This window comes from Nocardia sp. NPDC049149, assembly GCF_043197455.1.
In the GTDB taxonomy this organism is placed as follows: Bacteria; Actinomycetota; Actinomycetes; order Mycobacteriales; family Mycobacteriaceae; genus Nocardia.
This window is the reverse complement of record NZ_JBICTD010000001.1, coordinates 364,116-390,767: the sequence shown is the minus strand read 5'-3', so window position 1 is coordinate 390,767 and position 26,652 is coordinate 364,116. Positions and strand designations below refer to the sequence as shown.

26 protein-coding genes and 1 riboswitch are annotated in these 26,652 nt (G+C 66.6%); of the genes, 10 read left to right on the top strand and 16 right to left on the bottom strand.

The annotated features are described in order from the left end of the window. Positions 1 to 23: 23 nt before the first annotated feature. Complete coding sequence (locus tag ACGFNJ_RS01955; protein WP_393442355.1) at positions 24 to 1,541, bottom strand: MFS transporter; 1,518 nt, start codon at positions 1,539 to 1,541, stop codon at positions 24 to 26. 120 nt (positions 1,542 to 1,661) lie between these two features. On the opposite strand from ACGFNJ_RS01955, the gene ACGFNJ_RS01950 reads away from it, so the two are divergent. Next, the gene (locus ACGFNJ_RS01950) at positions 1,662 to 2,681 is read left to right on the top strand and encodes an Lrp/AsnC family transcriptional regulator (protein ID WP_393442353.1); all 1,020 of its coding nucleotides are present in this window, start codon (positions 1,662 to 1,664) and stop codon (positions 2,679 to 2,681) included. Between the two features lie 68 nt (positions 2,682 to 2,749). Here ACGFNJ_RS01950 and ACGFNJ_RS01945 read toward each other — a convergent pair whose 3' ends face one another. After that, the gene (locus tag ACGFNJ_RS01945) at positions 2,750 to 3,598 is read right to left on the bottom strand and encodes an SDR family NAD(P)-dependent oxidoreductase (protein WP_393442351.1); all 849 of its coding nucleotides are present in this window, start codon (positions 3,596 to 3,598) and stop codon (positions 2,750 to 2,752) included. A gap of 13 nt (positions 3,599 to 3,611) precedes the next feature. Further along, positions 3,612 to 5,186: a flavin-containing monooxygenase gene (locus ACGFNJ_RS01940; protein WP_393442349.1), complete on the bottom strand. Its 1,575-nt coding sequence runs from the start codon at positions 5,184 to 5,186 to the stop codon at positions 3,612 to 3,614. 151 nt (positions 5,187 to 5,337) lie between these two features. On the opposite strand from ACGFNJ_RS01940, the gene ACGFNJ_RS01935 reads away from it, so the two are divergent. Continuing rightward, entirely contained in the window at positions 5,338 to 6,060 is a 723-nt protein-coding gene (locus ACGFNJ_RS01935; protein WP_393443708.1) for a TetR/AcrR family transcriptional regulator, read from the top strand. A 196-nt stretch (positions 6,061 to 6,256) separates the two neighbouring features. Here the strand turns inward: ACGFNJ_RS01935 and thiD are convergent, their stop codons facing one another. After that, positions 6,257 to 7,102, bottom strand: a complete 846-nt coding sequence (thiD, locus tag ACGFNJ_RS01930) for a bifunctional hydroxymethylpyrimidine kinase/phosphomethylpyrimidine kinase (protein WP_393442347.1) — start codon at positions 7,100 to 7,102, stop codon at positions 6,257 to 6,259. Positions 7,103 to 7,193: 91 nt separating this feature from the next. Here thiD and ACGFNJ_RS01925 point away from each other — a divergent pair, with 91 nt between their 5' ends. Further along, positions 7,194 to 8,342: a GTP-binding protein gene (locus tag ACGFNJ_RS01925; RefSeq protein WP_393442345.1), complete on the top strand. Its 1,149-nt coding sequence runs from the start codon at positions 7,194 to 7,196 to the stop codon at positions 8,340 to 8,342. A gap of 83 nt (positions 8,343 to 8,425) precedes the next feature. On the opposite strand, the gene ACGFNJ_RS01920 is transcribed toward ACGFNJ_RS01925, so the two are convergent. The 3 genes from ACGFNJ_RS01920 to ACGFNJ_RS01910 all read right to left on the bottom strand — a co-directional run bounded on the left by ACGFNJ_RS01920 (position 8,426) and on the right by ACGFNJ_RS01910 (position 11,633). Then, positions 8,426 to 9,049, bottom strand: a complete 624-nt coding sequence (locus tag ACGFNJ_RS01920; protein WP_393442343.1) for an NAD(P)-dependent oxidoreductase — start codon at positions 9,047 to 9,049, stop codon at positions 8,426 to 8,428. A 179-nt stretch (positions 9,050 to 9,228) separates the two neighbouring features. Next, entirely contained in the window at positions 9,229 to 10,365 is a 1,137-nt protein-coding gene (locus tag ACGFNJ_RS01915) for an epoxide hydrolase family protein (protein WP_393442341.1), read from the bottom strand. 182 nt (positions 10,366 to 10,547) lie between these two features. Continuing rightward, positions 10,548 to 11,633, bottom strand: coding sequence for an epoxide hydrolase family protein (locus tag ACGFNJ_RS01910; protein ID WP_393442339.1), 1,086 nt, complete (start codon positions 11,631 to 11,633; stop codon positions 10,548 to 10,550). An 89-nt stretch (positions 11,634 to 11,722) separates the two neighbouring features. On the opposite strand from ACGFNJ_RS01910, the gene ACGFNJ_RS01905 reads away from it, so the two are divergent. Then, entirely contained in the window at positions 11,723 to 12,370 is a 648-nt protein-coding gene (locus tag ACGFNJ_RS01905) for a TetR/AcrR family transcriptional regulator (protein WP_393442337.1), read from the top strand. A gap of 8 nt (positions 12,371 to 12,378) precedes the next feature. On the opposite strand, the gene ACGFNJ_RS01900 is transcribed toward ACGFNJ_RS01905, so the two are convergent. Further along, complete coding sequence (locus tag ACGFNJ_RS01900) at positions 12,379 to 13,257, bottom strand: thioesterase family protein (RefSeq protein ID WP_393442335.1); 879 nt, start codon at positions 13,255 to 13,257, stop codon at positions 12,379 to 12,381. A 52-nt stretch (positions 13,258 to 13,309) separates the two neighbouring features. Further along, positions 13,310 to 14,554 carry a KasA/KasB family beta-ketoacyl-ACP synthase gene (locus ACGFNJ_RS01895; RefSeq protein ID WP_393442333.1) on the bottom strand — a complete coding sequence of 415 codons (1,245 nt, stop codon included), beginning with the start codon at positions 14,552 to 14,554 and terminating at the stop codon, positions 13,310 to 13,312. A 39-nt stretch (positions 14,555 to 14,593) separates the two neighbouring features. Here ACGFNJ_RS01895 and ACGFNJ_RS01890 point away from each other — a divergent pair, with 39 nt between their 5' ends. Then, positions 14,594 to 15,148 (top strand): TetR family transcriptional regulator, encoded by a 555-nt coding sequence (locus ACGFNJ_RS01890; protein WP_393442331.1) that lies wholly within the window; start codon positions 14,594 to 14,596, stop codon positions 15,146 to 15,148. A gap of 111 nt (positions 15,149 to 15,259) precedes the next feature. Further along, positions 15,260 to 16,786, top strand: coding sequence for an MFS transporter (locus tag ACGFNJ_RS01885; protein WP_393442329.1), 1,527 nt, complete (start codon positions 15,260 to 15,262; stop codon positions 16,784 to 16,786). A gap of 79 nt (positions 16,787 to 16,865) precedes the next feature. On the opposite strand, the gene ACGFNJ_RS01880 is transcribed toward ACGFNJ_RS01885, so the two are convergent. Further along, positions 16,866 to 17,327 (bottom strand): MarR family winged helix-turn-helix transcriptional regulator, encoded by a 462-nt coding sequence (locus ACGFNJ_RS01880; protein WP_393442327.1) that lies wholly within the window; start codon positions 17,325 to 17,327, stop codon positions 16,866 to 16,868. A gap of 56 nt (positions 17,328 to 17,383) precedes the next feature. Between ACGFNJ_RS01880 and ACGFNJ_RS01875 the strand changes: the two genes are divergently transcribed. After that, the gene (locus tag ACGFNJ_RS01875) at positions 17,384 to 17,791 is read left to right on the top strand and encodes a VOC family protein (RefSeq protein ID WP_393442325.1); all 408 of its coding nucleotides are present in this window, start codon (positions 17,384 to 17,386) and stop codon (positions 17,789 to 17,791) included. A gap of 97 nt (positions 17,792 to 17,888) precedes the next feature. Here the strand turns inward: ACGFNJ_RS01875 and ACGFNJ_RS01870 are convergent, their stop codons facing one another. Beyond that, on the bottom strand, positions 17,889 to 18,620 hold the full coding sequence (locus ACGFNJ_RS01870) for a tyrosine-protein phosphatase (RefSeq protein WP_393442323.1): 732 nt from the start codon (positions 18,618 to 18,620) through the stop codon (positions 17,889 to 17,891). Between the two features lie 128 nt (positions 18,621 to 18,748). Further along, positions 18,749 to 19,252 carry a CAP family protein gene (locus tag ACGFNJ_RS01865; protein ID WP_393442321.1) on the bottom strand — a complete coding sequence of 168 codons (504 nt, stop codon included), beginning with the start codon at positions 19,250 to 19,252 and terminating at the stop codon, positions 18,749 to 18,751. Between the two features lie 620 nt (positions 19,253 to 19,872). Between ACGFNJ_RS01865 and ACGFNJ_RS01860 the strand changes: the two genes are divergently transcribed. Further along, positions 19,873 to 20,151, top strand: a complete 279-nt coding sequence (locus ACGFNJ_RS01860; protein ID WP_393442319.1) for a hypothetical protein — start codon at positions 19,873 to 19,875, stop codon at positions 20,149 to 20,151. Positions 20,152 to 20,341: 190 nt separating this feature from the next. Here the strand turns inward: ACGFNJ_RS01860 and ACGFNJ_RS01855 are convergent, their stop codons facing one another. Then, positions 20,342 to 20,893, bottom strand: coding sequence for a dihydrofolate reductase family protein (locus ACGFNJ_RS01855; RefSeq protein ID WP_393442317.1), 552 nt, complete (start codon positions 20,891 to 20,893; stop codon positions 20,342 to 20,344). 174 nt (positions 20,894 to 21,067) lie between these two features. Here ACGFNJ_RS01855 and ACGFNJ_RS01850 point away from each other — a divergent pair, with 174 nt between their 5' ends. After that, a complete protein-coding gene (locus ACGFNJ_RS01850; protein ID WP_393442315.1) occupies positions 21,068 to 21,934 on the top strand; it encodes a hypothetical protein in 867 nt (288 codons plus the stop codon). A 45-nt stretch (positions 21,935 to 21,979) separates the two neighbouring features. Here ACGFNJ_RS01850 and thiC read toward each other — a convergent pair whose 3' ends face one another. The 3 genes from thiC to ACGFNJ_RS01835 all read right to left on the bottom strand — a co-directional run bounded on the left by thiC (position 21,980) and on the right by ACGFNJ_RS01835 (position 25,861). Continuing rightward, on the bottom strand, positions 21,980 to 23,620 hold the full coding sequence (gene thiC / locus ACGFNJ_RS01845) for a phosphomethylpyrimidine synthase ThiC (RefSeq protein ID WP_393442313.1): 1,641 nt from the start codon (positions 23,618 to 23,620) through the stop codon (positions 21,980 to 21,982). After that, a riboswitch (TPP riboswitch) is annotated at positions 23,613 to 23,721 on the bottom strand. Its footprint overlaps the gene before it by 8 nt. 115 nt (positions 23,722 to 23,836) lie before the next feature. Next, entirely contained in the window at positions 23,837 to 24,325 is a 489-nt protein-coding gene (locus ACGFNJ_RS01840) for a VOC family protein (RefSeq protein WP_393442311.1), read from the bottom strand. Positions 24,326 to 24,457: 132 nt separating this feature from the next. Beyond that, a complete protein-coding gene (locus ACGFNJ_RS01835; RefSeq protein ID WP_393442309.1) occupies positions 24,458 to 25,861 on the bottom strand; it encodes a lipase family protein in 1,404 nt (467 codons plus the stop codon). 97 nt (positions 25,862 to 25,958) lie between these two features. Here ACGFNJ_RS01835 and ACGFNJ_RS01830 point away from each other — a divergent pair, with 97 nt between their 5' ends. Continuing rightward, entirely contained in the window at positions 25,959 to 26,648 is a 690-nt protein-coding gene (locus ACGFNJ_RS01830) for a TetR/AcrR family transcriptional regulator (RefSeq protein WP_393442307.1), read from the top strand. Positions 26,649 to 26,652 lie beyond the last annotated feature (4 nt).

Below are 26,652 nucleotides of genomic sequence, written 5' to 3'. Positions count from 1 at the left end.
CCTCGCTCAGCATCGCAGCTTCATCAGGCGGGGACCTGGGCCGCCTGCTCGGTCACTGCTTGCGCCGAGCGGTCCGGCCGCATCAGCAGCAGCACAAGCACCCCGCCGAGCAGTCCGACGACACCGCTCACCGCGAGCGTGCCCTGCACCCCGGCGGCGGACGAGGCATGCACCGCCGTGTCGAGCGCCGCTCGCGCCTCGGCGGGCAGCTGCCCCATCAATGCGCCCGACTGACCTGAGCCGACGGCGCGGGCCGTCGACTCCGCGTCCAGCACACCGTGGTCTTTGAGCACCGCGCCCGCCCGCAGCGTGAAAACACTACCCAGCGTGGCGATTCCGAGCGTGAAGCTCAGTTGCTGCGCGGTATTGACCGCGCCGGTGGCCATGCCGGCCCGCTGCCACGGCACCGCGGCCATGGCCGCCGAACTCAACGTCGCGGTGGCAAGGCCGACACCGAGACCGATCGCCAGGAAGCCGGGAACCAGTGCCGCCCAACCGGCTTCGTCGTGCACCAGCAGCGCGCCGATGATCCCGCCCGCGCCGGTCACCAGCAGCCCGCCGCCGATGATCCGGCCGCGGTTGTCGCCGTGCAGGAATCGGCCGATGCCGCCGGACACCAGAAATGCCATGACGGACAACGGAAGTCCGACTGCACCGGCTTGGATCGCGGTCAACCCGAGGACCGACTGCAACCAGATCTGGGTGTACATCAGCGCGCTGAAGGCGGCGAAGAACAATGCGCCCGCGGCGACGAGCACGCCGACGAACGAGCGGTCGCGCAGCAGGGCCAGGTCGAGCATCGGCTGCGCCGAAGCGCGTTCGACCAGCAGGAACGCGATCAACGCCGCCGCGGCGACCAGCAGCAGCCACCAGGTGAGCGCGTTGGACCACCCGTGCTCGTTGGCCCGGATCAGCGCGTAGGTCGCCGCCGCGGCGCTGACGGTGAAGCTCGCCATGCCCGCCACGTCCACCCGGCCGCGCGCGGTGCGCGCCTGATCGGTCAGCACCCAGGCGCTCAGTGCGATAGCGACCGCGCTGACCGGCAGGTTGACGAAGAAGATCCACCGCCACGACGCGAGATCGGTGAGCAGGCCGCCGATGATCGGTCCGATGGCGCTCGACCCGCCCGCGACCGCGCCCCAGATCCCATATGCCGCAGCCTGATCCCGGCCGGAGTAGGCGCTGTTCAGCAACGCGAAGGTGGTGCACGCCATGGTGGTTGCGCCGATGCCTTGCACCACCCGCGCCACGATGAGGACGGTGGGATTCGGGGCGAGCCCGCAGACCAGCGACGAGACGGCGAACAGGGCGAGCCCGGCGAGGTAGGTGCGCCGATGCCCGGCCAGGTCGGCGATCGAGCCCGCGCCCAGCATCAGCGCCGCCATCGCGAGCGCGTAGCCGTCGACGACCCATTGCAGCGCGCCGAACGACGCGTTCAAGTCGTTGCGCATATCCGGTAGTGCGACGTTCACGATGGTCACGTCGATCAGCAGCATGAAGGTGCCGAGGCACACCGTCAGCAGCGGCAGCCATTTACGCAAAGCCGTTGTCCTCTCTCGAAATCGGTGGTGGGAGACCGCGTCGAGTATCCGGAGAACCGTCTTGGTGGGTCGCGCGACTTCGAGTTGGGCGTACATTTCCTCCTTATGGCGGGCACTCTTATGGGCAAAAATTCCATCCTGGACGACGTCGATGCGCAGATCGTGCACGCGCTGCAGCTGGATCCTCGGGTGTCGTTCGCCAGGGTGGCCGCCGATCTCGGTGTCGCGGAGCAGACCGTCGCCCGCCGCTACCGGCGGCTGCGCCGGGACGGGGTGGTCCGGGTGATCGGCGCGGTCGATCCCCGCGCGCTCGGCGAGAACGACTGGATCATTCGGGTGCGCTGCCGTCCCGACGGCGCGATGCAGGTGGCCGAGGCGCTGGCCCGCCGCGACGACGCCGCCTGGGTCAGCATCGCCGCGGCGGGCGCCGAGGTGACCTTCTCGCTGCACCCGCGCACCCAGCAGGACCGCGACGACCTGCTGGTGCAGCGGCTGCAGCGCAGTGCGCCGGTGCACGACATCGCCGCGGCGATGGTGCTGCACCGCTTCGTCGAGGCGGACGTGCGTGACTGGCGTGGGCGGCAATTCGCCAAGCGGGAGGGTGAAACAGACTCGGCCCCAAGCGAATACGTCGAGTCGGAACTCCGGCTCCGCGACGAGGACCATGGCCTGCTCGAGCTGCTGTCGCGGGACGGACGCACCAGCTACTCGGTGCTTGCCCGCTCCACCGGCATGAGCATCGGCCGGGTGACGCGCCGCATCGCCGCATTGCAGGCGGCGAACATTCTGTACTTCGACCTCGACATCGCCCCGGCCGCGGAGGGCACCGCACTCAACGCGTTCCTCTGGCTCCGGGTCGCGCCGGTGCGACTCGACGCGGTGGGTCGCGCCATCACCGAACACGTCGAAACCGTCTATGCCGCTGCGGTTACCGGGCCGTTCAACCTTTTCGCCGTGCTACGGGCCGACACCGCCGCCGACCTGTACCGCTATGTCACCGTCGAGATGGCCGATCTCGACGGTGTGCACAGCTTCGAGCTGAGCCCGGTCCTGGAACGACTGAAGCAGGCGGGTTCGCGGACCGTAGCCGGACGGCTCATCCCGCCTGCGCCCGTGCCGCCACGGGCGTCACGTCGCTGACCTCGCAGACGGCAACGACGTCTGGCAGCGCGGACGGTGTGGTTACCGCAGGGGTCGGCTACCGCTGATTACAGCGCAATGCCGAACCGTGCGGCCGTGGTCTTTCCCATCCGGTACAGCGGAACACCGAGGTCCTCGTAGGCCGGGCCGAGCAGGCGCGGAATCAGGTCGAAGGCCCTGGCATCCGCGCCGATCAGCACCCTGGCGCTGTTGCGCTGCACGCCGCGCAGAATGATCTTCGCCGCGGCCTCGGGGCGGGTCAGGGTGAACGTATCGAAGCCGCGGCGCACCGCCTCGATGTCGACGTCGTCGGCGATGCCGCGCGCGTTCACCGCGATGTTCGTCTTCACCCCGCCGGGGTGCACGCAGGTGACGCCCACCGGGTGCCTGGCGATGCGCAGCTCCTGTCGCAGCGCCTCGGTGAACCCGCGCACCGCGAATTTGGCCGCGTTGTAGGCGCTTTGGGATGGCACGCCGATCAGGCCGAACACCGAGGACACGTTGACGATGTGCCCGTCACCCGAGGCGATGAGGTCGGGCAGAAAGGCCTTGGTGCCGTGCGCAACGCCCCAGAAGTTGATGTTCATCAGCCAGTCGAAGTCGTCCCACGCCATGTCCTCGACGTCGGCGGCGAGGGCGACCCCGGCATTGTTGATCACCAGGTTCACCCGCCCGAATTCGCCGCGCACGTCCTCGGCGTGCGCATACACCGCTGCCCGCTGCGCGACGTCCAGCTCGTATGGAACGGCTGTGGCGCCGAGCTTTTCGCAGCGCCCCGCGGTGTCGGCGACCGACTCGGTGTTCACGTCGGACAGCGCGAGCTGCGCGCCGCGCCTGGCGAGTTCCAGTGCGAGCGCCCGGCCGATGCCGGAGCCCGCTCCGGTGATCACGGCGACTTTGTCTGTGAAGTTCTTCATTGAACATCCTCGGTTACTGGGTTGCTGGAGTCGGCCTACCGTTGCTTTTCGCGGTCGGAAAGGTCTGCGGCGGAAAATCTTTCGCCACCGACGGGCGTCGCGTCGCCGGACTCGGTGCCGGACCGAAGAATTCGTACTCGGCCGGGTCGAGCCGCCTGGTCTGCAGCCAGTACTGCCAGGTGAAACCGGACCACATCGTGCGGTTGTTGCCGTGCTCGTCCAGGTACCAGCTCTGGCAGCCGCCGGTGTTCCACACCGAGCGCGCCAAGCCGTGCTGCAGCTTGGCGTTGAACCGGTCCTGCGCCGCCCGGCGCGGCGCCAACGCGACCGCGCCTTGCGCTTTGAGCTGCCGAATCGCTTGCCGCACATAGTGGATCTGTGCCTCGATCATGAAGATGATCGAGTTGTGGCCGAGCCCGGTGTTCGGCCCGAGCAGGAAGAATGCGTTCGGCATGTCGGCGACGGTGACGCCGCGATGGGCCTGCACGCCGTCGCGGGCCCACCGTTCGGACAGGTCGACGCCGCCGCGGCCGACGATGGCCAGGTTCTGATAGGAGTCGATGACGCGAAAGCCGGTGCCGTAGATGATCACATCGGCGGCATGCTCGACACCGTCAGTGGTGACGATGCCGTGCGGGGTGATCCGGTCGATGTGCGCGGTGACCAGCTCGGTCTTGGGATCGGCGAGCGCGGGGTAGTAGGTGTCCGAGCCAAGCAATCGCTTGCAGCCTGCCCGATAGTCCGGCGTCACCTGCGCCCGTAGCACCGGATCGGCGATCTGCCGCTCGATCTGGCGTCGGCCCAACCGCTCGAGCACCTTCAGCAGGTCCGGCCGCCAGTTCATCGCGAACCCGCCGACCTCGGCGCCCCAGTACAGGGCGTTGCGTAAGACGAAGCGCAGACCGGGAATCCGGCGCAGCGCGTTCTTGAACCGCGGGGAGAACTCCGCATCCGCGCGGGGCAGCACCCAGGGCGGGGTGCGCTGGAACACCAGCAGCTGCGCCACCTCGTCGACGATTTCCGGCACGAATTGGACTGCGCTGGCGCCTGTTCCGATCACCGCGACCCGTTTGCCGGTCAGCTCGACCTGGTGATCCCATTCGGCCGAGTGGAATGCGGCGCCGCTGAAATCGGCCGCGCCGGGGAATTCCGGAATATTCGGGATGTGCAGCGCCCCAACGGCGGACACAAGAAACTGCGCGATGTACTCCTGTCCGTCGGCGCTGTGCACGTGCCAGCGTCGTTCGGCGTCGTCCCAGTACCCGCGATCGATCCGCTGGCCGAAGCGAATACGTGAACGCAGCCGGTACTTGTCGGCGATGTCGCGCACGTAGTCGAGGATCTCCTGCTGCCCGGAGAACAGTCGCCGCCAATCCGTCCGTGTCTCATAGGAATACGAGTACAGGAGGGTCGGCACGTCGCAGGCGCAGCCGGGATAGGTGTTGTCGCGCCAGGTGCCGCCGACCTCGTCCGCCTTCTCCACGATCAGGTAGTCGTCGATGCCGTCGGCGTCCAGGGCGATACCCATGCCGAGGCCGGAGAAGCCGCTGCCGACGATCAGGACCCGGGTGTGGATAGCGGACGTCATCGTCCTCACCAGCTCTCTGCGGTGATCCACCGGAGGTATCCAATACCGCCGGTTCTGTGTACTTTTCCGAGTGTGTCCGACGCCTCAGGCGATGTCAACGGCGGGACCTGGTCATCGGTACCGCTGGTAGCAGGTAGCATCCGGAATTGTGATGCGCAGCGGGCGAAAACTGGACGAGGCACCGCGCAAGCGCGTCGACGCGCGGACCGAGCGGTGGCGTGAGCACCGGCTGAAGGTCCGCGCCGAGTTCGTCGACGCGGCGTTCCGCGCGCTCGACACGTTCGGCCCCGAGGTCAGCATGGGCGATATCGCCAAGGAGGCCGGCGCGGCGAAACCCAAGCTCTATCGGCATTTCGAGGACAAGACCGACCTCTACAACGCCATCGTCGACCGGGTGCAGGACATGCTGTGGGAGCAGATCATCTCCAGCTTCGACCTGACCAATGATTCGGCGCGCGAGCTCGTGCGCCGGGGCGCGGCGGAGTACGTGCTCGTGGTGTCGGAGCACCCGAACGTCTTTCGGTTCATGCTGCACAGCCACTTCGCGCAGCGGTCCGACGATTCCGAGCGTGCGCTGCAGTCCGCAAGGCAGTCGGCCAAGCGGGCCGCGGATCTGTTCGCCGGCCTCGTCGGCGCCGAGTCGGTGGAGGTGGACGGGGTCGAGCTCGTCATCTACTCGATCTTCGGCGCGGTCGCCTCGGCCACCGATTGGTGGCTCGGCGCGAATCGCGCACAGCCACATGCCATGCCGATCGAGAAGTTCGTCGCCTATCTCGCGGAGACCATCTCGGCGCTCACTCAGGCGAACGCCAGGCTCAGCGGCATCACCATCGATGCCGATCTGCCACTGCGCCTTGCCTTCTCCGGCGAGTAACGGCACTCCACCGACCGCCGCGTCGCCCCTGTCGCGACATTGAAACGACGCTGAGGTCGGTGCTCGCATCCACTCGAACGACGCTGTTCTCGCTGTGCGCTTCGTTGCGGCCAACTGCGTTTGCGACATCCTTATTGTCTCAGGACCCACCGACAAGAAATGGGCCCGCGCAGCGCCGTCGACCGCACGATTGAATTCAGTTCTCGCGCAACCGCCACAGCGGTGACACCGGGCCGTGCCCTGCGCCGAGGTCATAGGACGCGGCGAGGCAGCGGTAGGTCCACTCCTTGGCGAACTCCACCGCCGCAGGCACCGAATACCCGTTCGCCAGCGCGCAGGCGATCGCCGCGGCGAGGGTGTCGCCGCCGCCGTGATCGTTGCTGGTGCTGATGCGCGGCGCCGTGAATTCCAGGAACTCTTCGCCGTCGAACAGCAGGTCGGTGCTGTACTCGGAGGACCGGAGATGCCCGCCCTTCACGATCGCCCATTGCGGGCCGAGCTTGTGCAGCGCCCGCGCGGCCTCGCGCGCGGAGGCGTCGTCGGTGACATCGATGCCGGTGATCAGCCTGACCTCGTCGAGATTCGGCGTGACCACGGTGGCCAGCGGAATCAACGTGTGCCGCACCGCGTCCAGCGCTTCCTCGTGCAGCAGCGGGTCGCCGTGCATGGACGCCGCCACCGGGTCGACGATCAGCGGGATCTGTCCGTCGCGGCCGATGCCGACCTCGCGGCAGACGTTCGCGACCGCTTCGATGATGGCGGTGGAGGCAAGCATGCCGGTCTTGGCCGCGCCGACGCCGATATCGGTCGTCACGGAGCGCACCTGACCGGCCACGATGTGCGGCGGGATCTCGTGGAAGTCACTGACCCCCGTCGAGTTCTGCACGGTCACCGCCGCGACCGCGACGAGGGCATGCGCCCCGCAGAGCGCGATGGTGCGGGTGTCGGCCTGAATCCCGGCGCCGCCGCCGGAGTCGGTCCCGGCGATGGTGAGCACCCGGACGGGAGTCTGCCCCGCTGGGGTCAATGGCAGGAGTTTCACACCACAGACCCTACGTTCGTCCGGCCGCGCGGCCATGGCCAACCGGCAACCCGACACCCCTGCTCTAAATGAAAACCATTATCATTAGAGGATGACGACGCCACTGACCTCCGACCTGCTTCCCGTCACCGTGCTGTCCGGTTTCCTCGGTGCGGGGAAGACCACGCTGCTCAACCACATCCTCGCCAACCGGGAGGGCCGCAGGGTCGCGGTCATCGTCAACGACATGAGCGAGGTCAATATCGATGCCGCGCTCGTCGCGGGACAGGGCCACCTGGACCGCACCGAGGAAAAGCTTGTCGAGCTGACCAACGGGTGCATATGCTGCACGCTGCGCGAGGACCTGATCGAAGCGGTGGGCAGGCTCGCGCGGGAGGGCCGGTTCGATCAGTTGGTGATCGAGTCGACGGGCATCTCCGAGCCGATGCCGGTCGCCGCGACCTTCGACTGGGAATTCGAGGACGGGTTCAAGCTCGGCGATATCGCACGGCTCGACACCATGGTGACGGTGGTCGACGCCTCGACCTTCCTCGCGGAGGTAGCCAAGGGGCAGGCGCTGGCCGAGCGGAATCTGCAAGCAGGCGAAGGTGATGCGCGCACCATCGCCGACTTGCTGGTGGATCAGGTGGAATTCGCCGATGTGCTGCTGGTGAACAAGACCGATCTGGTCGGTGCGGCCGCCGCCGGGGCGGTGGAAGCCACTGTGCGCAGGCTCAATCCGCGGGCGCGGGTGTTGCGCACCACCAACGGAGTCGTCGAATTGGCGGAGGTGCTCGGCACCGGGCGGTACAACCCGGTGGTCGCCGCCGAGGCGGCGGGCTGGGCGGAGGAACTGGCAGGCGGACATACGCCCGAGACCGAGGAGTACGGCATTCGCAGCCTCACCTACACGGCCGATCGTCCGTTCCATCCGCAACGCCTGGCTGAGGCGCTCGGCGAACTGCGAGGGCTGTTGCGCAGCAAAGGTTTCTGCTGGATCGCCAGCCGGGCGGAACTGGCCGCCATCTGGTCGCAGGCCGGGCCGAACCTGGTCTTCGAACCCGCCGCGTGGTGGTCGTCGCTGGAAGTGCCTGCCGGGCAAGAGCTTGTCTTCATCGGCATCAAGCTCGACCGGGAAAGAGTGCGCGGGTTGCTCGACGGCGCGCTGCTCACGGATGCCGAATTCGCCGCAGGCCCACTCGAATGGGCCGAATACTCGGATCCGTTCCCTGCCTGGGGTGTGTTGCACGAGCACGTCTGACGCAACGGCAGCGACCCACGCACCCGAGCTCGGGGCGTGGGTCGCGGGGGTCGGTCCGGCTGTTGCCGTGCCATGGCGGGCGCCTAATTGGAGATGCCAGGGGCCTTGTGGAGGTAGGTCGTGTCGTTCAGCTGTTCGAGCATGAAGTCGGCGATGTCGGCGCGGGAGATCTTCAGCGACAGGCCCTTCTCGTCGCCGGGGAAGCCGCGGCGGAAGGCACGGGTGCGCGGTCCGTCGGTGAAGGCGCTCGGCCGCACGATGGTCCAGTCCAGGTCGCTGGCCTGGACGTACACCTCCTGCAGCTCGTGGTCGGCGTAGGCCGCCCGCAGCAGCATCCCGAACATCAGGTACTTCCACACGAAGTTCAGGTTGGGCTTGCTGTCGCCGACCCCGAGGGTCGTCTGCACGATCAGCCGCTTCACCCCGGCCCGGTTCATCGCCTCGAGCACCGCACGGGTGCCCTCGGCCCGGATCACGCCTTTGCGGCCTGCGCCGAGCGAGACGAGCACCGCGTCCTGCCCCGTCACCGCCCGTTCCACCGAATGGGTGTCCAGCACATTGCCTTCCACGACATGCAGCCGCTCGTGCCGCTGTCCGATGTTTGCCGCGCTGCGGGTGAAAGCGGTGACCTCGTGCCCCTCGGCGAGGGCCTGCTCGACGACCAGGCGACCGACCGTGCTCGTGGCTCCGAAGACTGCGATTTTCATGGTGTTTCTCTCCTTGTCGAAAGCTGTTGTGCTGTTGATGAATTAAGTACAACAGCGGAGAGCGAGACGAACCATGGCCGTGCGTCTCGATGACATAAGAGACTGTCTCGCGGGTCCGCGAGCATGCGAACGGCCCGCATCCGGTGGCGGGATGCGGGCCGTTTTCTGCGCGGGCAGCCTCAGTCGAGCTGGGCGAAGAACTCCCGGATATCGCCGACGTAGAGCTCCGGCGCCTGGTGCGCGGCGTAATGCCCGGACGCGTCGTTCGGTCCGCCGGTGGGCAGGCCCGGATCGTAGGAGTTCCACCGGACGATGTTCTTGTGGTCGCGATCGGCGAACCGGCGGATGGACTGGAAATCGCCCTTGAACATGGCCACCGCGGTGGGTGTCGTGGTCGGGCCCGCGGGTGCTTCGGTGCTGTGCGCCGACTCGTAGTAGTACCGGACCGCAGAGGCGGCGGTGCCGGTCAGCCAGTAGAGGGCGACGTTGCCGATCACGAAGTCCGGGTCCAGGCTCTCACCGAAAAGCTGTGCGTTCCAACCCAACAGGCCGACCGGGGAGTCGGTGAGCGCATAGGCAAGCGTCTGCGGTTGCTGCGAGCAGAAGATGTTGAAGGCCATCTTGTTGTCCTGGAACCACTGCAGGTGGCCCAGGGCCGCCATATCCTCCGCGGACAGGTCGACGAACTCGGCCGGGTCGCCGGACGGGAACGAAAACAGCTGCGTCACATGGACACCCACCACCCGGTCGGGCGCAAGGCGGCCGATCTCGGGGGAGGCCATCGAGCCGCCGTCGTTGCCGATCGCGCCGAAGCGGTGGTAGCCGAGCCTGGTCATCAGCTCGAGCCAGGCCTTGGCGACGCGGTGCATGTCCCAGCCGGTGCTATGCGTCGGGCCGCCGAAGCCGACGCCGGGCAGACCGGGGATCACCACGTGGAACGCCGGGTCGTCCGCCGAGGCGGGCGCGGTGAGCGGCTCGATGATGTCGAGGAATTCCAGCACCGAGCCGGGCCAGCCGTGCGTCAGGATCACCGGGGTCGCGTCCTCGCGCGCAGAGCGGACGTGCAGGAAGTAGATCTCCTCACCGTCGATTTCAGTGGTGAACTGCGGGTAAGCGTTCAACCGCGCCTCGAGCGCCCGCCAGTCGAAGCTGTCCAGCCAGTACTCGGCCAGGGCCTGCACGCGCCCCTTCGGCACGCCGTAAGAGTCACCGACACCGGGCAGCTCGTCCGGCCACAGGGCGCGGCGCAGCCGGTCGGCCAGATCATCGAGCTTTTGCTGGGGGACGTCGATGCGGAAGGGGCGGATGGCGGTCATGTCGATCTCCTCTTGAAACGGAATGTCTCGTTCTGTTTGAAACTCTATCAGAACGGATTATTCCGTTTCAATAGATGTCTGAAAATTTCTGTTTTCGCAGCTTAGGGCGGCTGGAACGCACGAAGGCCGCGCTCCATTCCCGGAATTGGGAAGGGAGCGCGGCCGTCAGAGCTGCCCGCCGACTACCGGTACTGCCCGAAGAACTCGGTGATCTCGCCCGCCATCAACTCGGGTGCGACGTGGTGCAGGTAATGGGTGTACACCTCGTGGGTCCGCCACGACACGATGTTGCTGTGATCCCGGTCCGCGAACCGGCGGATGCCGTGGAAGTCGCCGACCGACCCGGACAATGCGAGCGGAACCGTGGTCGGCCCGGTCGGCTGCTCGGCACGGCTCTTCTCGAAGTAGTGCCGAATCGCGGAGCCCGCCGTGCCGGTGAGCCAGTGGATCGCGATGTTGGTCAGGACGAAATCGTCGTCCAGGTCGGGTCCGAGCAGCTGTCCGTTCCAGCCGACCAGGCCCGCAGGCGAATCCATGATGGCGTGGGCCAGGGTCTGTGGCTGCTGGGACTGCAGGATGTTGAAGCCCATCTTGTTCTTGACGAACCAGTCGAGCGTCGCCAGCGACTGCGCCTCCTCGTCGGTGAGGTCGGCCAGCTCGGCCGGGTCGCCGGTGGGGAACGCGTACACCTGCGAAACCTGCACGGCCACCACGTGTTCCGGATCCACCCGGCCGAGTTCGGGGGAGATCTGCGCGCCGCCGTCGTTGCCGACGGCGCCGTACTTCTCGTAGCCGAGCCTGCTCATCAGTTCGGCCCACGCCTTGGCGATCCTGGTGTCGTCCCAGCCGGCATCCGTGGTCGTTCCGGAGAATCCGTACCCCGGCACGGACGGGATCACCAGGTCGTAGCCCGCTGCGGTGAGCGGTGCGATCACGCCGAGGAATTCGACGAAGGTGCCGGGCCAGCCGTGCGTGAGGATCAGCGGAAAGGCGTTGTCCCGCTCGGACTTCACGTGCAGGAAGTGGATGTTCTGCCCGTCGATCTCGGTCGTGAACTGCGGGTACGCGTTGAGCTTCGCCTCGACCTCGCGCCAGTCGAAGCCGTCGCGCCAGTAGTTCACCAGGTGCCGCACCCGGTCCACGCTCACGCCGTAGGTGTCGCCCGAGCCCGGGATCTGATCCGCCCACCTGGTGCGCGCCAGCCGATCCTGCAGGTCGTCGAGGTCGGCCTGGTCGACGTTGATGCGGAAGGGGGTGATGGTGGTCATCGGGTTGCTCCTTTGTGAAACGGAATGCTTCGTTCTGTTTGAAACAGTAGCAGAACGGATCATTCCGTTTCAAGTGCTATCCTCGATTCATGGCTAAGACATCCGATCTCCCAGCTCAGAAGGCCCTGCCCGGTCGCAAGGCGCAGGCGGCGCGTAACGATGGCCTCATCCTGGACGCCGCCCGCGCCGTCTTCCTGGCCGATGCCAACGCACCCATCGCCGCCGTCGCGGAGCGCGCGGGCGTGGGGATCAGCGCGCTCTACCGCCGCTATCCGAGCAAGGAGGATCTGCTTCGCACGCTGTGCCAGGACGGTCTCCGCAGGTACAACCTGGAAGCCGATGCGGCGCTGGAAGATTCGGATGGCTGGCAGGCGCTGGTCGACTTCCTTTCCCGAGTCGTCGACGCCGATGTGCACTCGCTGACGGTTCACTTGGCGGGCACATTCACGCCGGACGAGTCCTTCCTGCCCGATGTGTTGCATTCGGCCGAGGTGACCGAGGAGATCGTTCGCCGCGCGCACGCCACCGGACGGTTGCGGCCCGAGGTGAATGCGCAGGATCTCGCCCTGATCCTGGAGTCGTGCGCGGCGATCACACTGCCGAATCCCACGCGCAGCACGGAATTACGCCGCCGCGTGCTCGCCATGCTGGTTGCCGGTCTTGCCGCGCACGGTGACCTGCCGGGTCCGCCGCCCGCGGCGGGTGAGTTCGCGTGGCGCTGGGAGCGGCGCCACTAGGAATCGGGTCAGCGGTTGGCCAGGTACAACGTTTGGGTGCTGCGGCCGAGCGGACCCTTCTCATCGAAGAGGGCGGATTCGGCCAAGCCGATGCCGTGCGGCTGGGGATAGGTGACCGCGTCCAGGCATACCCATTCGCCAACCGGTTGGCGGTGCAGGGTCACGGTGAGATCGGTGTTGATGAACAGGTAGCTGCTCCAGTCGAGCACCGCGCTGACACCGTTGCCGGAGTCGGCCGCCGCGAGCGTGCGTTCCAGCGGGCTCGGGTCGGTGCCCGCCACGATCGGATACTTCAGACGGATCCAGCAGATCGCCGGGCCGGGATCGACGAAAGATCCGGTGATGAAACGGTATTCGATGCCGGTGTGGAACCCGACCGGCTGGGTGGACGGGAACGGCGTCGAGCCGTGCGCGTGTTCGATGCCGGGGCGGGCTCCGGTCGGCAGGATCTGTTCGGCGAGTGCGAGTTCCGGATCGGCCCGCTTGAAACGCCAAGCGTTGGCCTGCAGCACGGGGCCGCGATCGCTGGACAGCGTCGCCTGGATCAGTTCGACGCTGCGACCGGAACGGGCGACGCGAGTCTGCACGGTCAGCGGTGCCAACGGGACCGGGCCCAAGATTTCCACGGCGACCCGGCCGACCTGGAAGCCCTCGCGTGGTTCGCAGCGCTCGATCGCGTAACCGAGCAGGGCGGACGGCGGGCCTGCGTGCTGTGCGTCGGGCGACCACGGCCCCCTGGTGAGTTCGGTCGAGAGAAACCGTTGCGGGTCTGCCGGATCCGGCAGGTAGAAGGCGGTCGGTCCGCTGTCCTCGGTCTTCGGGCCGGATGCGGGCGCCGTCGACGGCGCGCCGGCGGCTGGCGGTGGAGTGCCCGGTGCGTTACCCATGTCCTCACGAAATCAGATGACGGGTGCGGGCGTGGCATGGGGTCTGCGGTGCTCAGGCTCGGCCGAACGCCAGCGCCACATTGTGGCCGCCGAAGCCGAACGAATTGTTCAGCGCGTAGTCGATGCGTTGTCGGCGCGGTGCGCCGGTGACGATGTCGAGGCCGATCTCCGGATCGCGGTTGTCGAGATTCAGGGTGGGCGGGACGATTTGGTCGCGCAGCGTCAGCAGCGTCACGAGTGATTCCAGCGCGCCGACCGCGCCGATCGAATGTCCCAGAGCGGATTTCGGCGCGTAGACCGAGGCGTCCGGGGCGACGGCCGCGATCGCGTTGGCCTCGGAGGCATCGCCGATCGAGGTGGACGTCGCGTGTGCGTTGATGTGCTGGATATCCGAAACCTGAAGGCCCGCAGTCTGGATCGCCTTGCGCATGGCCCGCGCGGCGCCGATGCCCTCGGGCTCGGAGGCGACGATGTGATAGGCATCGGAGGTGATGCCCGCGCCGAGCACCCTGCCGTGGATCGTCGCGCCGCGGGCCTTGGCGTGCCGCTCGGATTCGAGCACCATGAGCGCGCCCGCCTCGCCGAACACGAAGCCGTCCCTGTCTCGATCGAACGGCCGCGATGCCCGCTCCGGTTCGTCGTTGCGGGTGCTCATCGCCCGCATCATGGCGAAGCTCGCGATGGGCACCGCGTGGATGTGGCCCTCGACGCCGCCGGTCACCACCACGTCGGCCTCGCCGGTCCGGATCAGCCGCCAGGCGTGCGCGATCGCCTCCGAGCCCGACGAGCACGCCGACACCGGCGCGAAAACACCGGCCTTGGCGCCGATTTCGAGGCCGACGGTGGCGGCGGGGCCGTTCGGCATCACCATCGGCACCGACAGCGGCGACACCTTGCGATAGCCCTCGGCGCGCATCGCGTCGACCGCGTCGATCAGCGCGTCGCCGCCGCCGAGTCCGGTGCCGATGGCGACGGCGAGCCGCTCGCCGTCCAGCTCTGGGGTGCCTGCATGGCGCCAGACCGCACGGCCGAGCACCAGCGCCACCTGTTCGACGTACGACAGCCTGCGCTGCTGGATCCGGGTCAGCTGCGCGCCGGGATGCGACTTCAGCTTGCCGCCGATGCGCACCGGGAGTTCGTACTCGGTGACGAAATCATCTGTCAGTTCGCCGATTCCGCTGTGTCCGAGCAGCAGTTCGGACCAGGTCTCGTCCATGTCGTCGGCCAGTGAGGTGGTGGCCGCGTAGCCGGTGACGACGACGGAGTCCGGAGTTTCTGAAGCGATTGTTACAGTCACGATGTCATGAATACCTGTAGCGGTCGCTACAGTCAACTCATGGCCCGCCCCCTCGACCACGCCAAACGTGCCGACCTGCTCGCCGCCGTCGTGCGCTACATCGCCGACCACGGCCTGGCGGAGCTGTCCCTGCGCCCGCTCGCCGCCGAGCTCGGCACCAGCTCACGGATGCTGATCCACTACTTCACGACCAAGGAAGAACTGCTGGTTCAGGCCTTGGCGACGCAGCGGCCCGAGATGGAGACGTTGTTCGCGGACATCGCGGACGCGGCTGCGCTGCGGGCTCGCCTGTGGGATTTCTGGCAGGCGAACACGGCCGGTGCAGGGCAGACCAGTGTGCGGGTGATGCTTCAGGTTCTCGGCGCGGCCTGTGCACCCCGCAGTCCCTACGTCGAGTACGCCGATGCCGCGATCGGCACCTTCGTCGCTGCCCTCACCGAGGGCCTCCGCGCCACCGCCGTCGAGCACCCGGAAGTCGTTGCCACGCTCTTGGTTTCGGGCCTGCGCGGCATTCTCCAAGATCGCCTGGTGACCGGCGATGTCGATCGCACCGATCGCGCCGCTCGTCGTCTGATCGAGCAGAACGTGGTCTGAGTCCGGCTCGCGGCCCGGTTGTGGTTACTTGTTGTTTGCCAGCGCGCCGTGAATGCTGCGTCGGGACGGGTTCGGCGAGGGAGGAGGCGGTATGGCTGCGAGGTTGCCGGGATGAGCGACGACACCGCGGTGGTGCGGACGTTCGGGAGGGTGCGGTGGGTGATGCTCGCCGTGCTGTGCGCCAGCCTGCTGTTGGTGGCGATGGATGCCACGATCCTGAACGTCGCGCTGCCGTCGCTGATCGCCGATCTCCAGGTCGGGCAGCTGGAACAGCTGTGGATCATCGACGTCTACGGGCTGGTGCTCGGCGGTCTACTGATCACCACGGGCGCGGTCGGTGACCGTATCGGCCGAAAGTTGTTGTTCCTCGGGGGTTTTGTGCTCTTCGGGGTGGCCTCGGTGGTTGCGGCTACCGCGCAGAGCTCATGGCAGCTGATCGCGGGTAGGGTGCTGCTCGCCGTCGGCGGCGCCATGGTGATGCCGTCCACGCTGTCGCTGATCAGGAACATCTTCACCGACGCGCGCGAACGCACCCTCGCCATCGGCATCTGGGCCGCGGTGGCGGGCGCGGGTGCGACGATCGGCCCGATCGTCGGCGGCGTGCTCGTCGAGCAGTTCGGCTGGGCGTCGGCGTTCTGGTTGAACGTCCCGATCGTCGTGCTCACCGTTGCGGTCGGCGCCTGGCTGTTGCCGGAATACCGTGCACCGCAATCCGGTTCGCTCGACTGGCTGGCCGCCGCACTGTCCATCGCCGGAATCGTCAGCGTGGCATGGGGAATCAAGCACGTCGCCAAGGGTTCCGCCGAACCGATCGACTGGACCGTCCTGGCGCTCGGCGTGCTGCTGCTCGCCTGGTTCGCGCGCCGCCAACTCGTCGCCGACGACCCACTGCTCGACGTGCGACTGTTCCGCAACGGCGCCTTCACCGCCGCCGCTCTCGCCACCCTGCTCGCGATGCTCGCCATCGGCGCCGCGCTGTTCCTGATCTCGCTGTGGTTGCAGTACGTGCACGGCTATTCGCCCTCCGAGGCCGGCTTGCGCACGCTTCCTTCGGCATTGACGCTGCTGGTCGCCTCGCTCGCGACACCGACATTGATGCAGCGCCTAGGTGTCCGTGCCGTGCTCGCCATCGGACTCGGCGCACTCGCGCTCGGGTTCCTCGTGCTGGCGTTGAGCCCGGAGCCGACCACCTACCCGGTCATCGCGCTGGTGCTCGCGTCCTTCGGCATCGGCGACGGCCTGGCGATCACCGCGGCCGCCGCTGTCCTCGTCTCCGCCGTCCCGCCAGAACGCGCTGGCCAAGCGGGTGCCGTCTCGGAGACCAACTACGAACTGGGCATCGGCCTCGGTGTTGCTTTGCTCGGCAGCATCCACGCCCGCATCTTCACCGAGAACATGGACCGACTCCCGCTGCAGGGCGAAAACCTCGACGATGCAAGGGAATCCATCGGCGGCGCCATCGACGTAGCGGGCCGCCTGGACACCGCCACCCGGGATCAAGTCCTCGAGGCCGCCCGCCACGCCTTCGACGTTGCGCTCACCACCACCTCCTACGTCTCAGCCGCCATCGTCGCGACCGTCGCCGTTGTCGCAGTGCTCTTGGTGCCCAAAGGGTTCCGCATCACCGGCTCTCACTGAACGATCTCCACGAGTGGCGCACCATGGAGAGCTCTTCTCGCGATTCGCCACAGCCATGTGCCACTCGTCGGCGCGCTCGCTATTTTGGGGGTGGGTCCTGGTGGGCGTGGTCGAAGACGCGGCGCAGGATGTCCGTTAGTTGAGCGCGTTCCGTGTGGTCGAGTGGGGCGAGGAGCTCGGCGCCGACCTGGTTGGCTTCCTTGTCGAGAGCGCGCAATGCCGCACGACCCGCGCGCGTGATTCGAACGGTCATACGCCGCCGGTCTTTCTCGTCGCGCGTCCGTTCCACCTGCCCGGCGGCGGTCAGCTCATCGACAATCTTCGTGACGTCACTCGGATGAATAGTCAGCCGCTCGGCCAGCTCTCGCTGCGCATGCGGCCCGAAGTCGACCAGCGCCGCGAGTATCGCCATGTGCCAGAGCCGAAGTCCGCGAGCTGCCAAGCGCTCGGCGAACCGTCCGCGCGCCACCTTGCCGACTCGTGACAGCAGATAGATATCGAGCCCGAGCAAGCTCGGCGGCAGTGCCGGTCCAGCATCCATCGCCATATTCTAGGGCACCACCTATAGTAGGTCTGTACCTACTATCTGGAGACACCGTGGACGCCCTACATCCGAGACTGCTCGTCACCAACTTCGCCGCATGCTTCACCTTCTACGCCGCCGTCCTCCCGGAACTGCTCGGCGCCAAGCTGATCAAGGGCACCGCGGCGGGCCCCTACGCCAACTGGGACGTCGACGACCAGGCCATTCTCATCCTCTTCGACCGTGCCGCCATGGCCGCCATCGCGGGCACCACTGCCCTCCCAGTGGACTCCCCGCCTACCCAAGACTCAACCATGTTCGTCTGCCGAGTCCCCGACGTCGATGCTGCCAACACCCTCTGCCTCCACCACGGCGCCACCCCCGTCACCGCCCCCACCGACCGCCCCGACTGGGGCCCAAACCTCCGCACCGCCCACCTCCGCGACCCCGCAGGCACCCTGATCGAACTCCAGTCCTACTGAAACCGGTCGGTCAGTGGGCCGGTTGCAGAAACGAACACATCTGGAGGCAACCTTGTTTCGCCGAAACGCCGGACACGGAACATCTACTGGCGCAGGGCTATTCGGTGACCAGCAGCTGGTCGCGTAGTCGATCGATGACCTTCTGGTCGATCCCTACTTGCCGGGTGAGGTACTGCGAGACTGATTCGTGGGCTGCTGTGAGGTCGTCGAGGACGAGGCGCATGATGGTGGCGGGGGCGCGGCCGTAGCCGGGCCAGGTGAGTTCGCGGTTCGGGTTTGCGGCCTTCCATTCGGTGATGAGGTGTGCTGTGGCTAGTTCGGTGAGGGCGAAGTCGGCCAGGATCTGGTCTTCGGAGATGTCGAGTGCGGACAGCAGCATGGCGGCGATGAAGCCGGTGCGGTCTTTGCCTGCGGCGCAATGGAACACCGTTGGGCCGTCGCTGTCGGCGACAGTTTCGAACACCCGGCGGATCTCTTCGACGCCGTCGGTGGCGACCTCGGCGAATCTGTCGGCGAGGTAGCGCCACGGGTCGACGGCGGGGTCGATCGCTGCCTGGTCGTAGGGGCGGTGTTCGATGCTGAAGTTGGCGTAGGTGAACCGCTGCGGCTCCGGCACCGCACCTCTGGCCGTGATCTCCGACGGATAGCGCAGGTCGATGACTGTTCGGATGCCCAGCTCCAGGAAGCGATCCCAATCGGAGCCGCGCAGCTTGCCCAGCGAGTCGGATCGATACAACCGGCCCCACGCGATCGTTCGCCCGTCGGCCGCGGTGTAGCCGCCGAGGTCGCGAAAATTGTGTAGTCGTTCGAACTCGATGTGCCGCTGCATATCCCGCCCTTCGCCGCCGTCGATCTTAGCGGCAGGGCGGGCGGCCAGGCTTTTCGGCCTGGCCGCACCGGCAGTCGGAGGAATCGAGGTGAGCGGGTTCGGTCGGCTTGGTTGTTGCGAGTGGGTCGCTACTTGGGGAGGACGTTCTGCTTGAACTGGCCTCGGACGTTGCCCGGGGGTGAGTATTCGGCCACGTAGAACGGGCCGTCGGGGCACTGCGCGACGGCCACGCCGACCTGGGTGGTTGCCTTCCAGACGACCTGCGTGAAATGGCCGGTCTCGGGCGAGAATTCGCCTGCGTCGTAGTCGTACTTGGGTTCTTCGTCGTCGACCCAGCCCTTCATCACCTCGTCCCAGGATCGGTAGCCCATGGCGATGTTCTCTCCGTACTTGCGGTCCGGTGAATGTCCGAACTCGCAACGGTCGGCCCATTTCTTGGCAAAGCTCGCCGCCTCGGCGTTCCAGGTCAGCGCGGGTGCGTGGTGCTTGGCTCGCACGGTGTTGTGTAACTCCAGCACGCGATCGATCTCCGCTTGCGACAAGCTATCCGCGTGGGCTGGAACAGCATTGGGCACCGCACCGATGACACCGGCTAGCAAGAGACCGGCGGCTACGACGTAGGACATCTTCATCGAGGCTCCTTCGAGATCCACGCCCCCGATCGGCAGTGGGGGCTACCCCAGATGCTGCCATTCGGAAGGGATTCGGTTCGGAGGATTCATACGATCGTCATATATCTACCCAGTTCCCAACTGCCACTTATATTTCGGGTGTCAAAGCGGCGCTGGGGAGATCTGCCGACCACCGCTTCGCTGGAGCCGAAAAATACGTGCGTGCCGTAGACCCGCTGAGCTATCATTGGTCTCGTGCCACACCGTTAGGTTCCTCCTCGCCGCCTCTACCTGGTCACCCGAGCCGATCTGGCCCCGGGGACGCAGATTGCACAGGCGGCACATGCCGCGTTCGACTTTGCTGTCGCGCATCCCGACTTGGTCATCGACTGGCACGCCACCTCAAATGTGTTGGTGGTGCTTGCCGCACCTGACGAACTGTCTCTCGGTTGGCTGTGCGCCGATGTCACAGCGGCCGGTCACCGGCTGGTCAGAGTCAACGAACCCGATCTCGACCATGCGCTGACGGCCGCCGCGTTCGAACCAGCCGCCCGACGGCTGGTCGCCCACCTCCCTCTCGCCTGCACTGAACGAGGGGAGGTGAAAACATGACTGATTCCATCGATACTTAGCTGAGCGATTTGCGCGCCCAGCTCGTCGAGCTCGCCGCCGAGCGGGACGCGCTGCGCGCCCAGCTCGTCGGGGACCTGCCCACGGCCACGCGCTGGCTGCAGCGCAAGGTGTGGCGGCAGACCGCCGCGCTCGACGTGCTGAACCGCCGCGTCGTCACGCAACGGTTCGTGCTGCGGACGCTCGACGAGCTCGGGCGATCCCTGACGGCTGCGGAGTACCGCGCCGCCAGGGCCGGGATCGCGAACGCCGAACTGCGCGACCGGATCGACGATCCGGACGCCGCCTGATCGGTCATCATGGGGTGGCCGGCAGCGTGCCGGTCACCCCCAACGGCCCCAGAAGCTCGACGGCCGAGCAGCCGCCTCTAAAGCGGCCTGGAGCGGGTTCGACTCCCGCCTGGGGCACCCGGTCATCGTTCAGTTCTGCGAGATACCTTGCGGAACAACATCACCCACGAGTCCGATCGGGGTTCGGGGGTCACTCGACGAGGTAGCGCAGCATCAGCGCGGTGTCGAACTGCCTCGTCTCGACCAACCGGAGCCGAATGCGCTTGTCCAGCAACGGGAAGAACGGCGTGCCCCCGCCGAGCGCAACGGGCACGAGGAACATCTGATACTCGTCGATGAGCCCATGCGGTATCAGCGAGGCCGCGAGGCTCGCGCCGCCGACCTCCATGACGCCGTCACCGGCCGCCTTGAGCCTGCGGACCTCCTCGACCGCGTTCTCGCTGACCAGCGTGCTGTTCCAGTTGACCTCGGTGAGCGTTCTGGAGAAGACGACCTTCGGCTTCGCGGTCCAGAGCCCGCCGAACTCGCGTTGGATCGGCGGCGCATCCTCAGGCAGGTGCGGCCAGAACTCGGCCATCAACTCGTACAGGCGGCGGCCGTGCAGCGAGACCTCGATCTGGCGGTAGCGGTCGTTGTGGAACTGGTGCAGTTCGTCATCCGGGTCGGTCCAGTCGATGTTGCCGTCGCGGTCGTTGATGTAACCGTCCATGGACACGCCGATGCCGTAGATCAGTTTCCGCATGACCGCGTAGACCTCCTTCGAGCTCGCCACTCATCGGTGGACATTAGTTACCGATGCCGTGCCGCGGTGGCAGATGAGCTTGTTTCGTCGCGAACCCGGTGGCACCCGAGCCGATTGTCATCGAACATATGTTCGATACACTGGAGGTGCTGGATGCGGCGAGAGCGAGGGGTCATGCGTGAGTCGTCGGCGGGGTTGTTGAAGTTGCTGGTCAACGAGGTGGCGCTGCGGCATGGGTATGGGTGTGTGGAGTCGGGGGACGAGTTCGTGTTCTCCGGGCGCGGGTCGTTTCGCGTGGTGGTGCCGTGTACCCGGTTGGAACGGCGGGTGGCGCGGGCGCCGCGGCAGCTGTGGGCGACGATCGTCGGGGACCGGCTGGACATGCAGATCGCGGATCTGGTTGCCGATCATTTCGAGATGTCGCGCCTGGCGTTCGTGCGCCCCTTGCTACGGACGCGGCTCTGCTCGGCGCGGACCAGCGGGCTGATCAATGATGTGCGCCGGTTGGTGGCCCCGGGATTGTTGCAGCGGGTGCTGGTCGACTTCGGCGACATCATGACGCCGGTGACCTATGCCCAGGCGCAGGCGTGGGGCGCGAAGGAATCCGAGCTGTTCGAGATCGCGGAGGGGAACACTCGCGCCGACGGCGGTCTCGATCTGATGGCCGCCGAGATCGACGGCATGGACGATGTGGACATCCAGATGCTCTATGGCGCTTCGGATTTCGTCACCGCACACGTGCGCTGGCTGGACGATTATCCGGTGGTCGGGCCATGGGGTGCCCTGCTGGTCATCCCAGGCCACACTCATCTGCTCATTCACCCGATCACCGGGCCCACCGTCTTCGCCGGAACAAGCCTGCTTGCCCAACTATTGGTCGCGGGTGAAGCCGACGTGCGACCGATCAGCCGCGCAATCTACTGGTGGCGCAACCGAATCACGGTGGACATCGCCGCCACCATCCAGGGTGTCGGCGAACTCATGGAGGTCGTCCCCGCGGATCACCTCGAGTCGCTGCTCGACATCATGCGCCGCGGCTGAGCGGTTCCCGCGCACCATGAGTACGCGGGAACCGCTTGCGGAAAACTACGAAACCACCGGCAGATAAACAGCTTTACCGTGGTCGACGAACTCGGCCGACTTCTCCGCCATCCCCGCCTCGATCGCTTCCACGTCGGTCAACTGGTTGCGCGCGGCGTACTCGCGCACATCCGCCGAGATCCGCATCGAGCAGAACTTCGGCCCGCACATGGAGCAGAAGTGTGCCGTCTTGGCGGGCTCCGCGGGCAGCGTCTCGTCGTGGTACTCGCGGGCGGTATCCGGATCCAGCGACAGCGCGAACTGATCGCGCCAGCGGAATTCGAAACGCGCCTTGGACAATTCGTTGTCCCGGTCCTGCGCGTGCGGATGCCCCTTGGCCAGATCGGCGGCGTGCGCGGCGATCTTGTAGGTGATCACGCCGACCTTCACGTCATCCCGATTGGGCAGGCCGAGATGCTCCTTCGGCGTGACGTAGCAGAGCATCGCCGTGCCTGCCTGCGCGATGATCGCCGCGCCGATGGCCGAGGTGATGTGGTCGTAGGCGGGTGCGATATCGGTGGCGAGCGGGCCGAGGGTGTAGAACGGCGCCTCCTCGCACAGCTCCTCCTCCAGCCGCACGTTCTCCACGATCTTGTGCATCGGCACGTGGCCCGGTCCCTCGATCATCACCTGCACGCCATGGGATTTCGCGATCTTCGTCAGCTCGCCGAGCGTGCGCAGCTCGGCGAACTGCGCCTCGTCGTTGGCGTCGGCGATGGAACCGGGACGCAGCCCGTCACCGAGGGAGAAGGTCACGTCGTAGCGGGCGAGGATCTCACACAGCTCCGCGAAGCGGGTGTACAGGAACGATTCCTGGTGATGCGCCAAACACCAAGCGGCCATGATGGATCCGCCGCGCGACACGATGCCGGTGACCCGCTTCGCGGTCAGCGGGATGTAGCGGAGCAGCACGCCCGCATGCACGGTCATGTAGTCGACACCCTGCTCGCACTGCTCGAGGATGGTCTCGCGGTAGATCTCCCAGGTGAGCTGGGTCGGATCGCCGTTCACCTTCTCCAGCGCCTGGTAGATCGGCACGGTGCCGACCGGAACGGGGGAGTTGCGCAGGATCCACTCGCGGGTCTCGTGGATGTTCTTGCCGGTCGACAGGTCCATGATGGTGTCGGCGCCCCAGCGGGTGGCCCACACCATCTTCTCCACCTCCTCGGCGATGGAGGACGAGACGGCCGAGTTGCCGATGTTCGCATTGATCTTCACCAGGAACTTCTTGCCGATGATGGTCGGCTCCAGCTCCGGATGCTTGTGGTTGGCCGGAATCACCGCGCGCCCCGCCGCGACCTCGTCGCGGACCAGCTCGGGCGAGACGCCTTCGCGAGCGGCAATGAAGCGCATCTCCGGTGTGATGATGCCCTGCCGTGCCCAGGCCAGCTGGGTTGGTGGGCCGTCCACCTCGGGCTTTGCCCAGGTGTCGCGCAGTTTTGGCAGCCCACCCTCCAGATCGATGACCGCGGTGTCATCGGTGTACGGACCCGAGGTGTCGTAGACGTCGAAATGCTCACCGTTGGTCATGTTGATCCGGCGGACCGGAATCCGCAGGCCGTCCACTTCGGTGTAGTGCTTGACACTGCCTTCGATCGGTCCGGTGGTCACCGAATCGACGGTCTCGGACGCAGCGGCTTTTGCCATGATGTTTCCTCCCTACGCCGGCATTACCCGGTCAGGTTCATACGGTCGACGGCCCTAGCCGTCCTCTCAGCCCGCTGGTGCGAGCCCCCGTTGGCGGTGTGAAATTTTCCCGCCCGACAGTACCTGTTGCCCCTGAGAGTTGCCCGATGACCGGAGGAATTTCCAACTCGACGCCGAGCCCGAGGGGCCCGGCGTCGGCGGAATCGACGGTTCGGCTCAGGCGGGGTCGATCTTGCCGTCGTAGGCGTCGCGCATCGCCTGCAGCACGATTTTCTTCATGCCGAACATCGCCTTCATGGCGCGGTTGACGGCTTCCCGGTCGTCGCCGCTGACCAGTTCGTAGGCCTCGCTCGGCCAGATCTGCCACGGGACGCCGTACTTGTCGTTCAGCCAACCACATTCGATCTCCTTGCCACCGTCGGCGAGCAGTGCCGACCAGAGGCGGTCGACCTCCTCCTGGTCGTCGCAGTTGACCAGCAGCGACATGGCATGGGTGTAGTTGTATTCACCGCCGCCGTTGATGGCGGTGAACTTCTGGCCGTTCAGCTCGAAGTCGACAGTGACCGCCAGGTCGGCAGGGCGGCCGCTGGCCTCGGTGTAGTGCTGGATATCGGTGATCTTGGAGTCGGCGAACAGCGAACAGTAGAACTCGGCGGCTTCCTTGGCCTCCGTGTCGTACCAGAGGTTGGTGACGATTTTCTGCATGGCGGTCCTCCCGGCCGGAGTGGGTGATGTACCTATGCAGACGATGCGGGCCGCCTGAACTAATCGCAGCGGAACAGACAAGACCGCCCTTCGACCGGGCCGACGTCGGTCGAGGGGCGGCCGTCCGCGGGCTTACCGCTCGCGGGGTCCGATCGGGAAGCCCAGTGCGCCGAAGGTGGCGTTCAGGTTGATCTCGATTTGGGTCAGCAGTGCGTTGAAGTCAGCCAGCATGGACACGACATTCTCGGTGCGGCAACCGAATTGGTCGGGTGCCTGCGGTGCGAGGCGGGACTTCAGCCAGTTGAGCGTGTCGGCCATGCCGAGTGAGGGCAGGGTCAGGTGCTCACTGAGATGGTCGCGCTTGTAGATCACGGAAGCGCCACCGGCACACCACTGTTGGGACAGCCGGTCGTTGGTCCACACCGGCACAGCCTCGTCGAAGACGCCCTGGTACAGGAAGATCGGCGCGGTGGGGATGTTGCGGCCGAGCACCGTCGACTCGAAGGCCTCCTTGATCTCGGGCACCTGCAGGAAGTCCGGGATCGGGATGGTCAGCATGCGGCCGTAGTCGATGAACATCTGGCTGAGTGCGTTGCGCGGCAGGCACTGCTGGTTGGTCCGGTCCATCAGCGCCTTGCCCTCGGCGGTCAGGTAGCGGTCGCTCGCCTCCTTGAACTTCGGGTAGGCGTTGCGCAGCGACGAGATGCCGATGCCGATCAACGAGGAGAACATCGAGCCGTTGACGTGCAGCAACGACACCACATCCGAGGTCGGCGCGCCGAGGGCGATGCCCTTGACGTTCAGCTCCGGCGCGTAGGTCGGCTGCATTTCGGCTGCCCAGCCCGAACCCATGCCGCCGCCGGAGTAACCCCACATCGCGACGGGTGTGTTCGCGCCGTCGAGGCCGAGCGGTTGGAAGCGTTGCGCGGCACGGATGCCGTCGAGGGTCATGTAGCCGGGCTCCCGCGGCACGGTCAGGTGGCCGTTGAGGCCCTCGTAGTCCGGGACCGAGATCGCCCAGCCCTGGCTGATCAGTGCCGCGATGGCGATCAGCTCGCTCTGGGAGTGGATGCCTTCGATTCCTGGCAGGCCTGAACCCTGTTGCAGCACAAAGGATGGTGAGCAGTTGTTGCTCGCGCTGTCGTAGTAGAACTGCAGCGAAACCAAGGGGCGCGAGCGATTCGGGTCCGCGCCTGCGGGCAGGATCACCGTGGTGACGGCGACCGTTGGTTGTTCGTTGAGATCGGTGGTGCGGTAAAGCAACTGCCAGGTGCGCACATTCAGCGGCAGCAGCGTCGCCACGGCCAGCCGTACCTCGCGGGACCGGAGAATGGTGCCCGGCTCCTGTGCGTCGAACGCTTCGGGTGGTTGGTAGAACGGGTCCTCGGTCGGGAGCGGCAGCGCCGCGGCCGGTGCAGGCGTGATCCCGCCGGCGAGCAGCACGGTGGCGACGGCGAAGGCCATGGTCACCAGCACTGCGATGGCACGTCTTCCGCGGCGCGGGCGGCCGGTCGGATCCCCTTTGATCACTGACACGTGTGCGTCCTTCCTCATCAACGTGACAGCGATTACAGCATGAGAACCTGTTATCAACAAGAACTCTTTTTACTAATCATCGAGCTATGGTCATTGGATGACCCGCAGCAAATCCGCCGCGCGGCCTGCCCCGACGCCGGCTCGCCGCCGGATCCGTGGACTCGACGCCGAACAGCGCAGCGCACAGCGACGTAGCCAGCTGCTCGACGCGGCCACCGAACTGTTTGCCGAGCACAGCTATTCGGGAACATCGATCGAGCAGATCTGCCAGCGTGCCTACGTCGGAACCAAAGGGTTCTACGATCATTTCGACAGCAAGGAAGCGTGCTACCTCGCGCTGCTCGCACAGCTCACCGCGCAGATCCAGCAACGAGTGATCGACGGCGCTGCCGCGGCAGCCACCTTGGACTGGCCCGAGCGCTCCGTGCCGGTGATCGCCGCGTTCGTGCACGCGATCGCCGACGATCCGCGCTTGGCGAAGGTGACTTTCGGTGAGGCGGGCGGCATCTCGCCGACCGTGGAGAAGATGCGCCGCAGCAACCGGCGCTGGGCGGCGGCCTTCCTCGACCGCGAATGGTCCGGCGAGCCTGCGCCCGATGCCGGGGTCCAGCGGGCCAGGCTGGCCTCGGCGTTGGCCACGATCGGCGGCATGTTCGAGCTCGTCGCGGACTGGCTGCACCACCACGACGACGGCGGCCCGCCGGATGTCATCGAGACGCTGATCGAAGACCTGACCCACTTCATCGCCGTGGTGTACGCGGGGCGCAAAGTTGTTGCGGGGGAATAGATGC

What these genes read in the sequence shown, in the direction of transcription:
- ACGFNJ_RS01950 (WP_393442353.1), top strand. Translation starts at nt 1,662, where the DNA reads ATGGGCAAAAATTCCATCCTGGACGACGTCGATGCGCAGATCGTGCAC.
- ACGFNJ_RS01945 (WP_393442351.1), bottom strand. Translation starts at nt 3,598, where the DNA reads ATGAAGAACTTCACAGACAAAGTCGCCGTGATCACCGGAGCGGGCTCC.
- ACGFNJ_RS01940 (WP_393442349.1), bottom strand. Translation starts at nt 5,186, where the DNA reads ATGACGTCCGCTATCCACACCCGGGTCCTGATCGTCGGCAGCGGCTTC.
- ACGFNJ_RS01935 (WP_393443708.1), top strand. Translation starts at nt 5,338, where the DNA reads ATGCGCAGCGGGCGAAAACTGGACGAGGCACCGCGCAAGCGCGTCGAC.
- ACGFNJ_RS01925 (WP_393442345.1), top strand. Translation starts at nt 7,194, where the DNA reads ATGACGACGCCACTGACCTCCGACCTGCTTCCCGTCACCGTGCTGTCC.
- ACGFNJ_RS01920 (WP_393442343.1), bottom strand. Translation starts at nt 9,049, where the DNA reads ATGAAAATCGCAGTCTTCGGAGCCACGAGCACGGTCGGTCGCCTGGTC.
- ACGFNJ_RS01915 (WP_393442341.1), bottom strand. Translation starts at nt 10,365, where the DNA reads ATGACCGCCATCCGCCCCTTCCGCATCGACGTCCCCCAGCAAAAGCTC.
- ACGFNJ_RS01910 (WP_393442339.1), bottom strand. Translation starts at nt 11,633, where the DNA reads ATGACCACCATCACCCCCTTCCGCATCAACGTCGACCAGGCCGACCTC.
- ACGFNJ_RS01905 (WP_393442337.1), top strand. Translation starts at nt 11,723, where the DNA reads ATGGCTAAGACATCCGATCTCCCAGCTCAGAAGGCCCTGCCCGGTCGC.
- ACGFNJ_RS01900 (WP_393442335.1), bottom strand. Translation starts at nt 13,257, where the DNA reads ATGGGTAACGCACCGGGCACTCCACCGCCAGCCGCCGGCGCGCCGTCG.
- ACGFNJ_RS01890 (WP_393442331.1), top strand. Translation starts at nt 14,594, where the DNA reads ATGGCCCGCCCCCTCGACCACGCCAAACGTGCCGACCTGCTCGCCGCC.
- ACGFNJ_RS01885 (WP_393442329.1), top strand. Translation starts at nt 15,260, where the DNA reads ATGAGCGACGACACCGCGGTGGTGCGGACGTTCGGGAGGGTGCGGTGG.
- ACGFNJ_RS01880 (WP_393442327.1), bottom strand. Translation starts at nt 17,327, where the DNA reads ATGGATGCTGGACCGGCACTGCCGCCGAGCTTGCTCGGGCTCGATATC.
- ACGFNJ_RS01870 (WP_393442323.1), bottom strand. Translation starts at nt 18,620, where the DNA reads ATGCAGCGGCACATCGAGTTCGAACGACTACACAATTTTCGCGACCTC.
- ACGFNJ_RS01865 (WP_393442321.1), bottom strand. Translation starts at nt 19,252, where the DNA reads ATGAAGATGTCCTACGTCGTAGCCGCCGGTCTCTTGCTAGCCGGTGTC.
- ACGFNJ_RS01855 (WP_393442317.1), bottom strand. Translation starts at nt 20,893, where the DNA reads ATGCGGAAACTGATCTACGGCATCGGCGTGTCCATGGACGGTTACATC.
- ACGFNJ_RS01850 (WP_393442315.1), top strand. Translation starts at nt 21,068, where the DNA reads ATGCGTGAGTCGTCGGCGGGGTTGTTGAAGTTGCTGGTCAACGAGGTG.
- thiC (WP_393442313.1), bottom strand. Translation starts at nt 23,620, where the DNA reads ATGGCAAAAGCCGCTGCGTCCGAGACCGTCGATTCGGTGACCACCGGA.
- ACGFNJ_RS01840 (WP_393442311.1), bottom strand. Translation starts at nt 24,325, where the DNA reads ATGCAGAAAATCGTCACCAACCTCTGGTACGACACGGAGGCCAAGGAA.
- ACGFNJ_RS01830 (WP_393442307.1), top strand. Translation starts at nt 25,959, where the DNA reads ATGACCCGCAGCAAATCCGCCGCGCGGCCTGCCCCGACGCCGGCTCGC.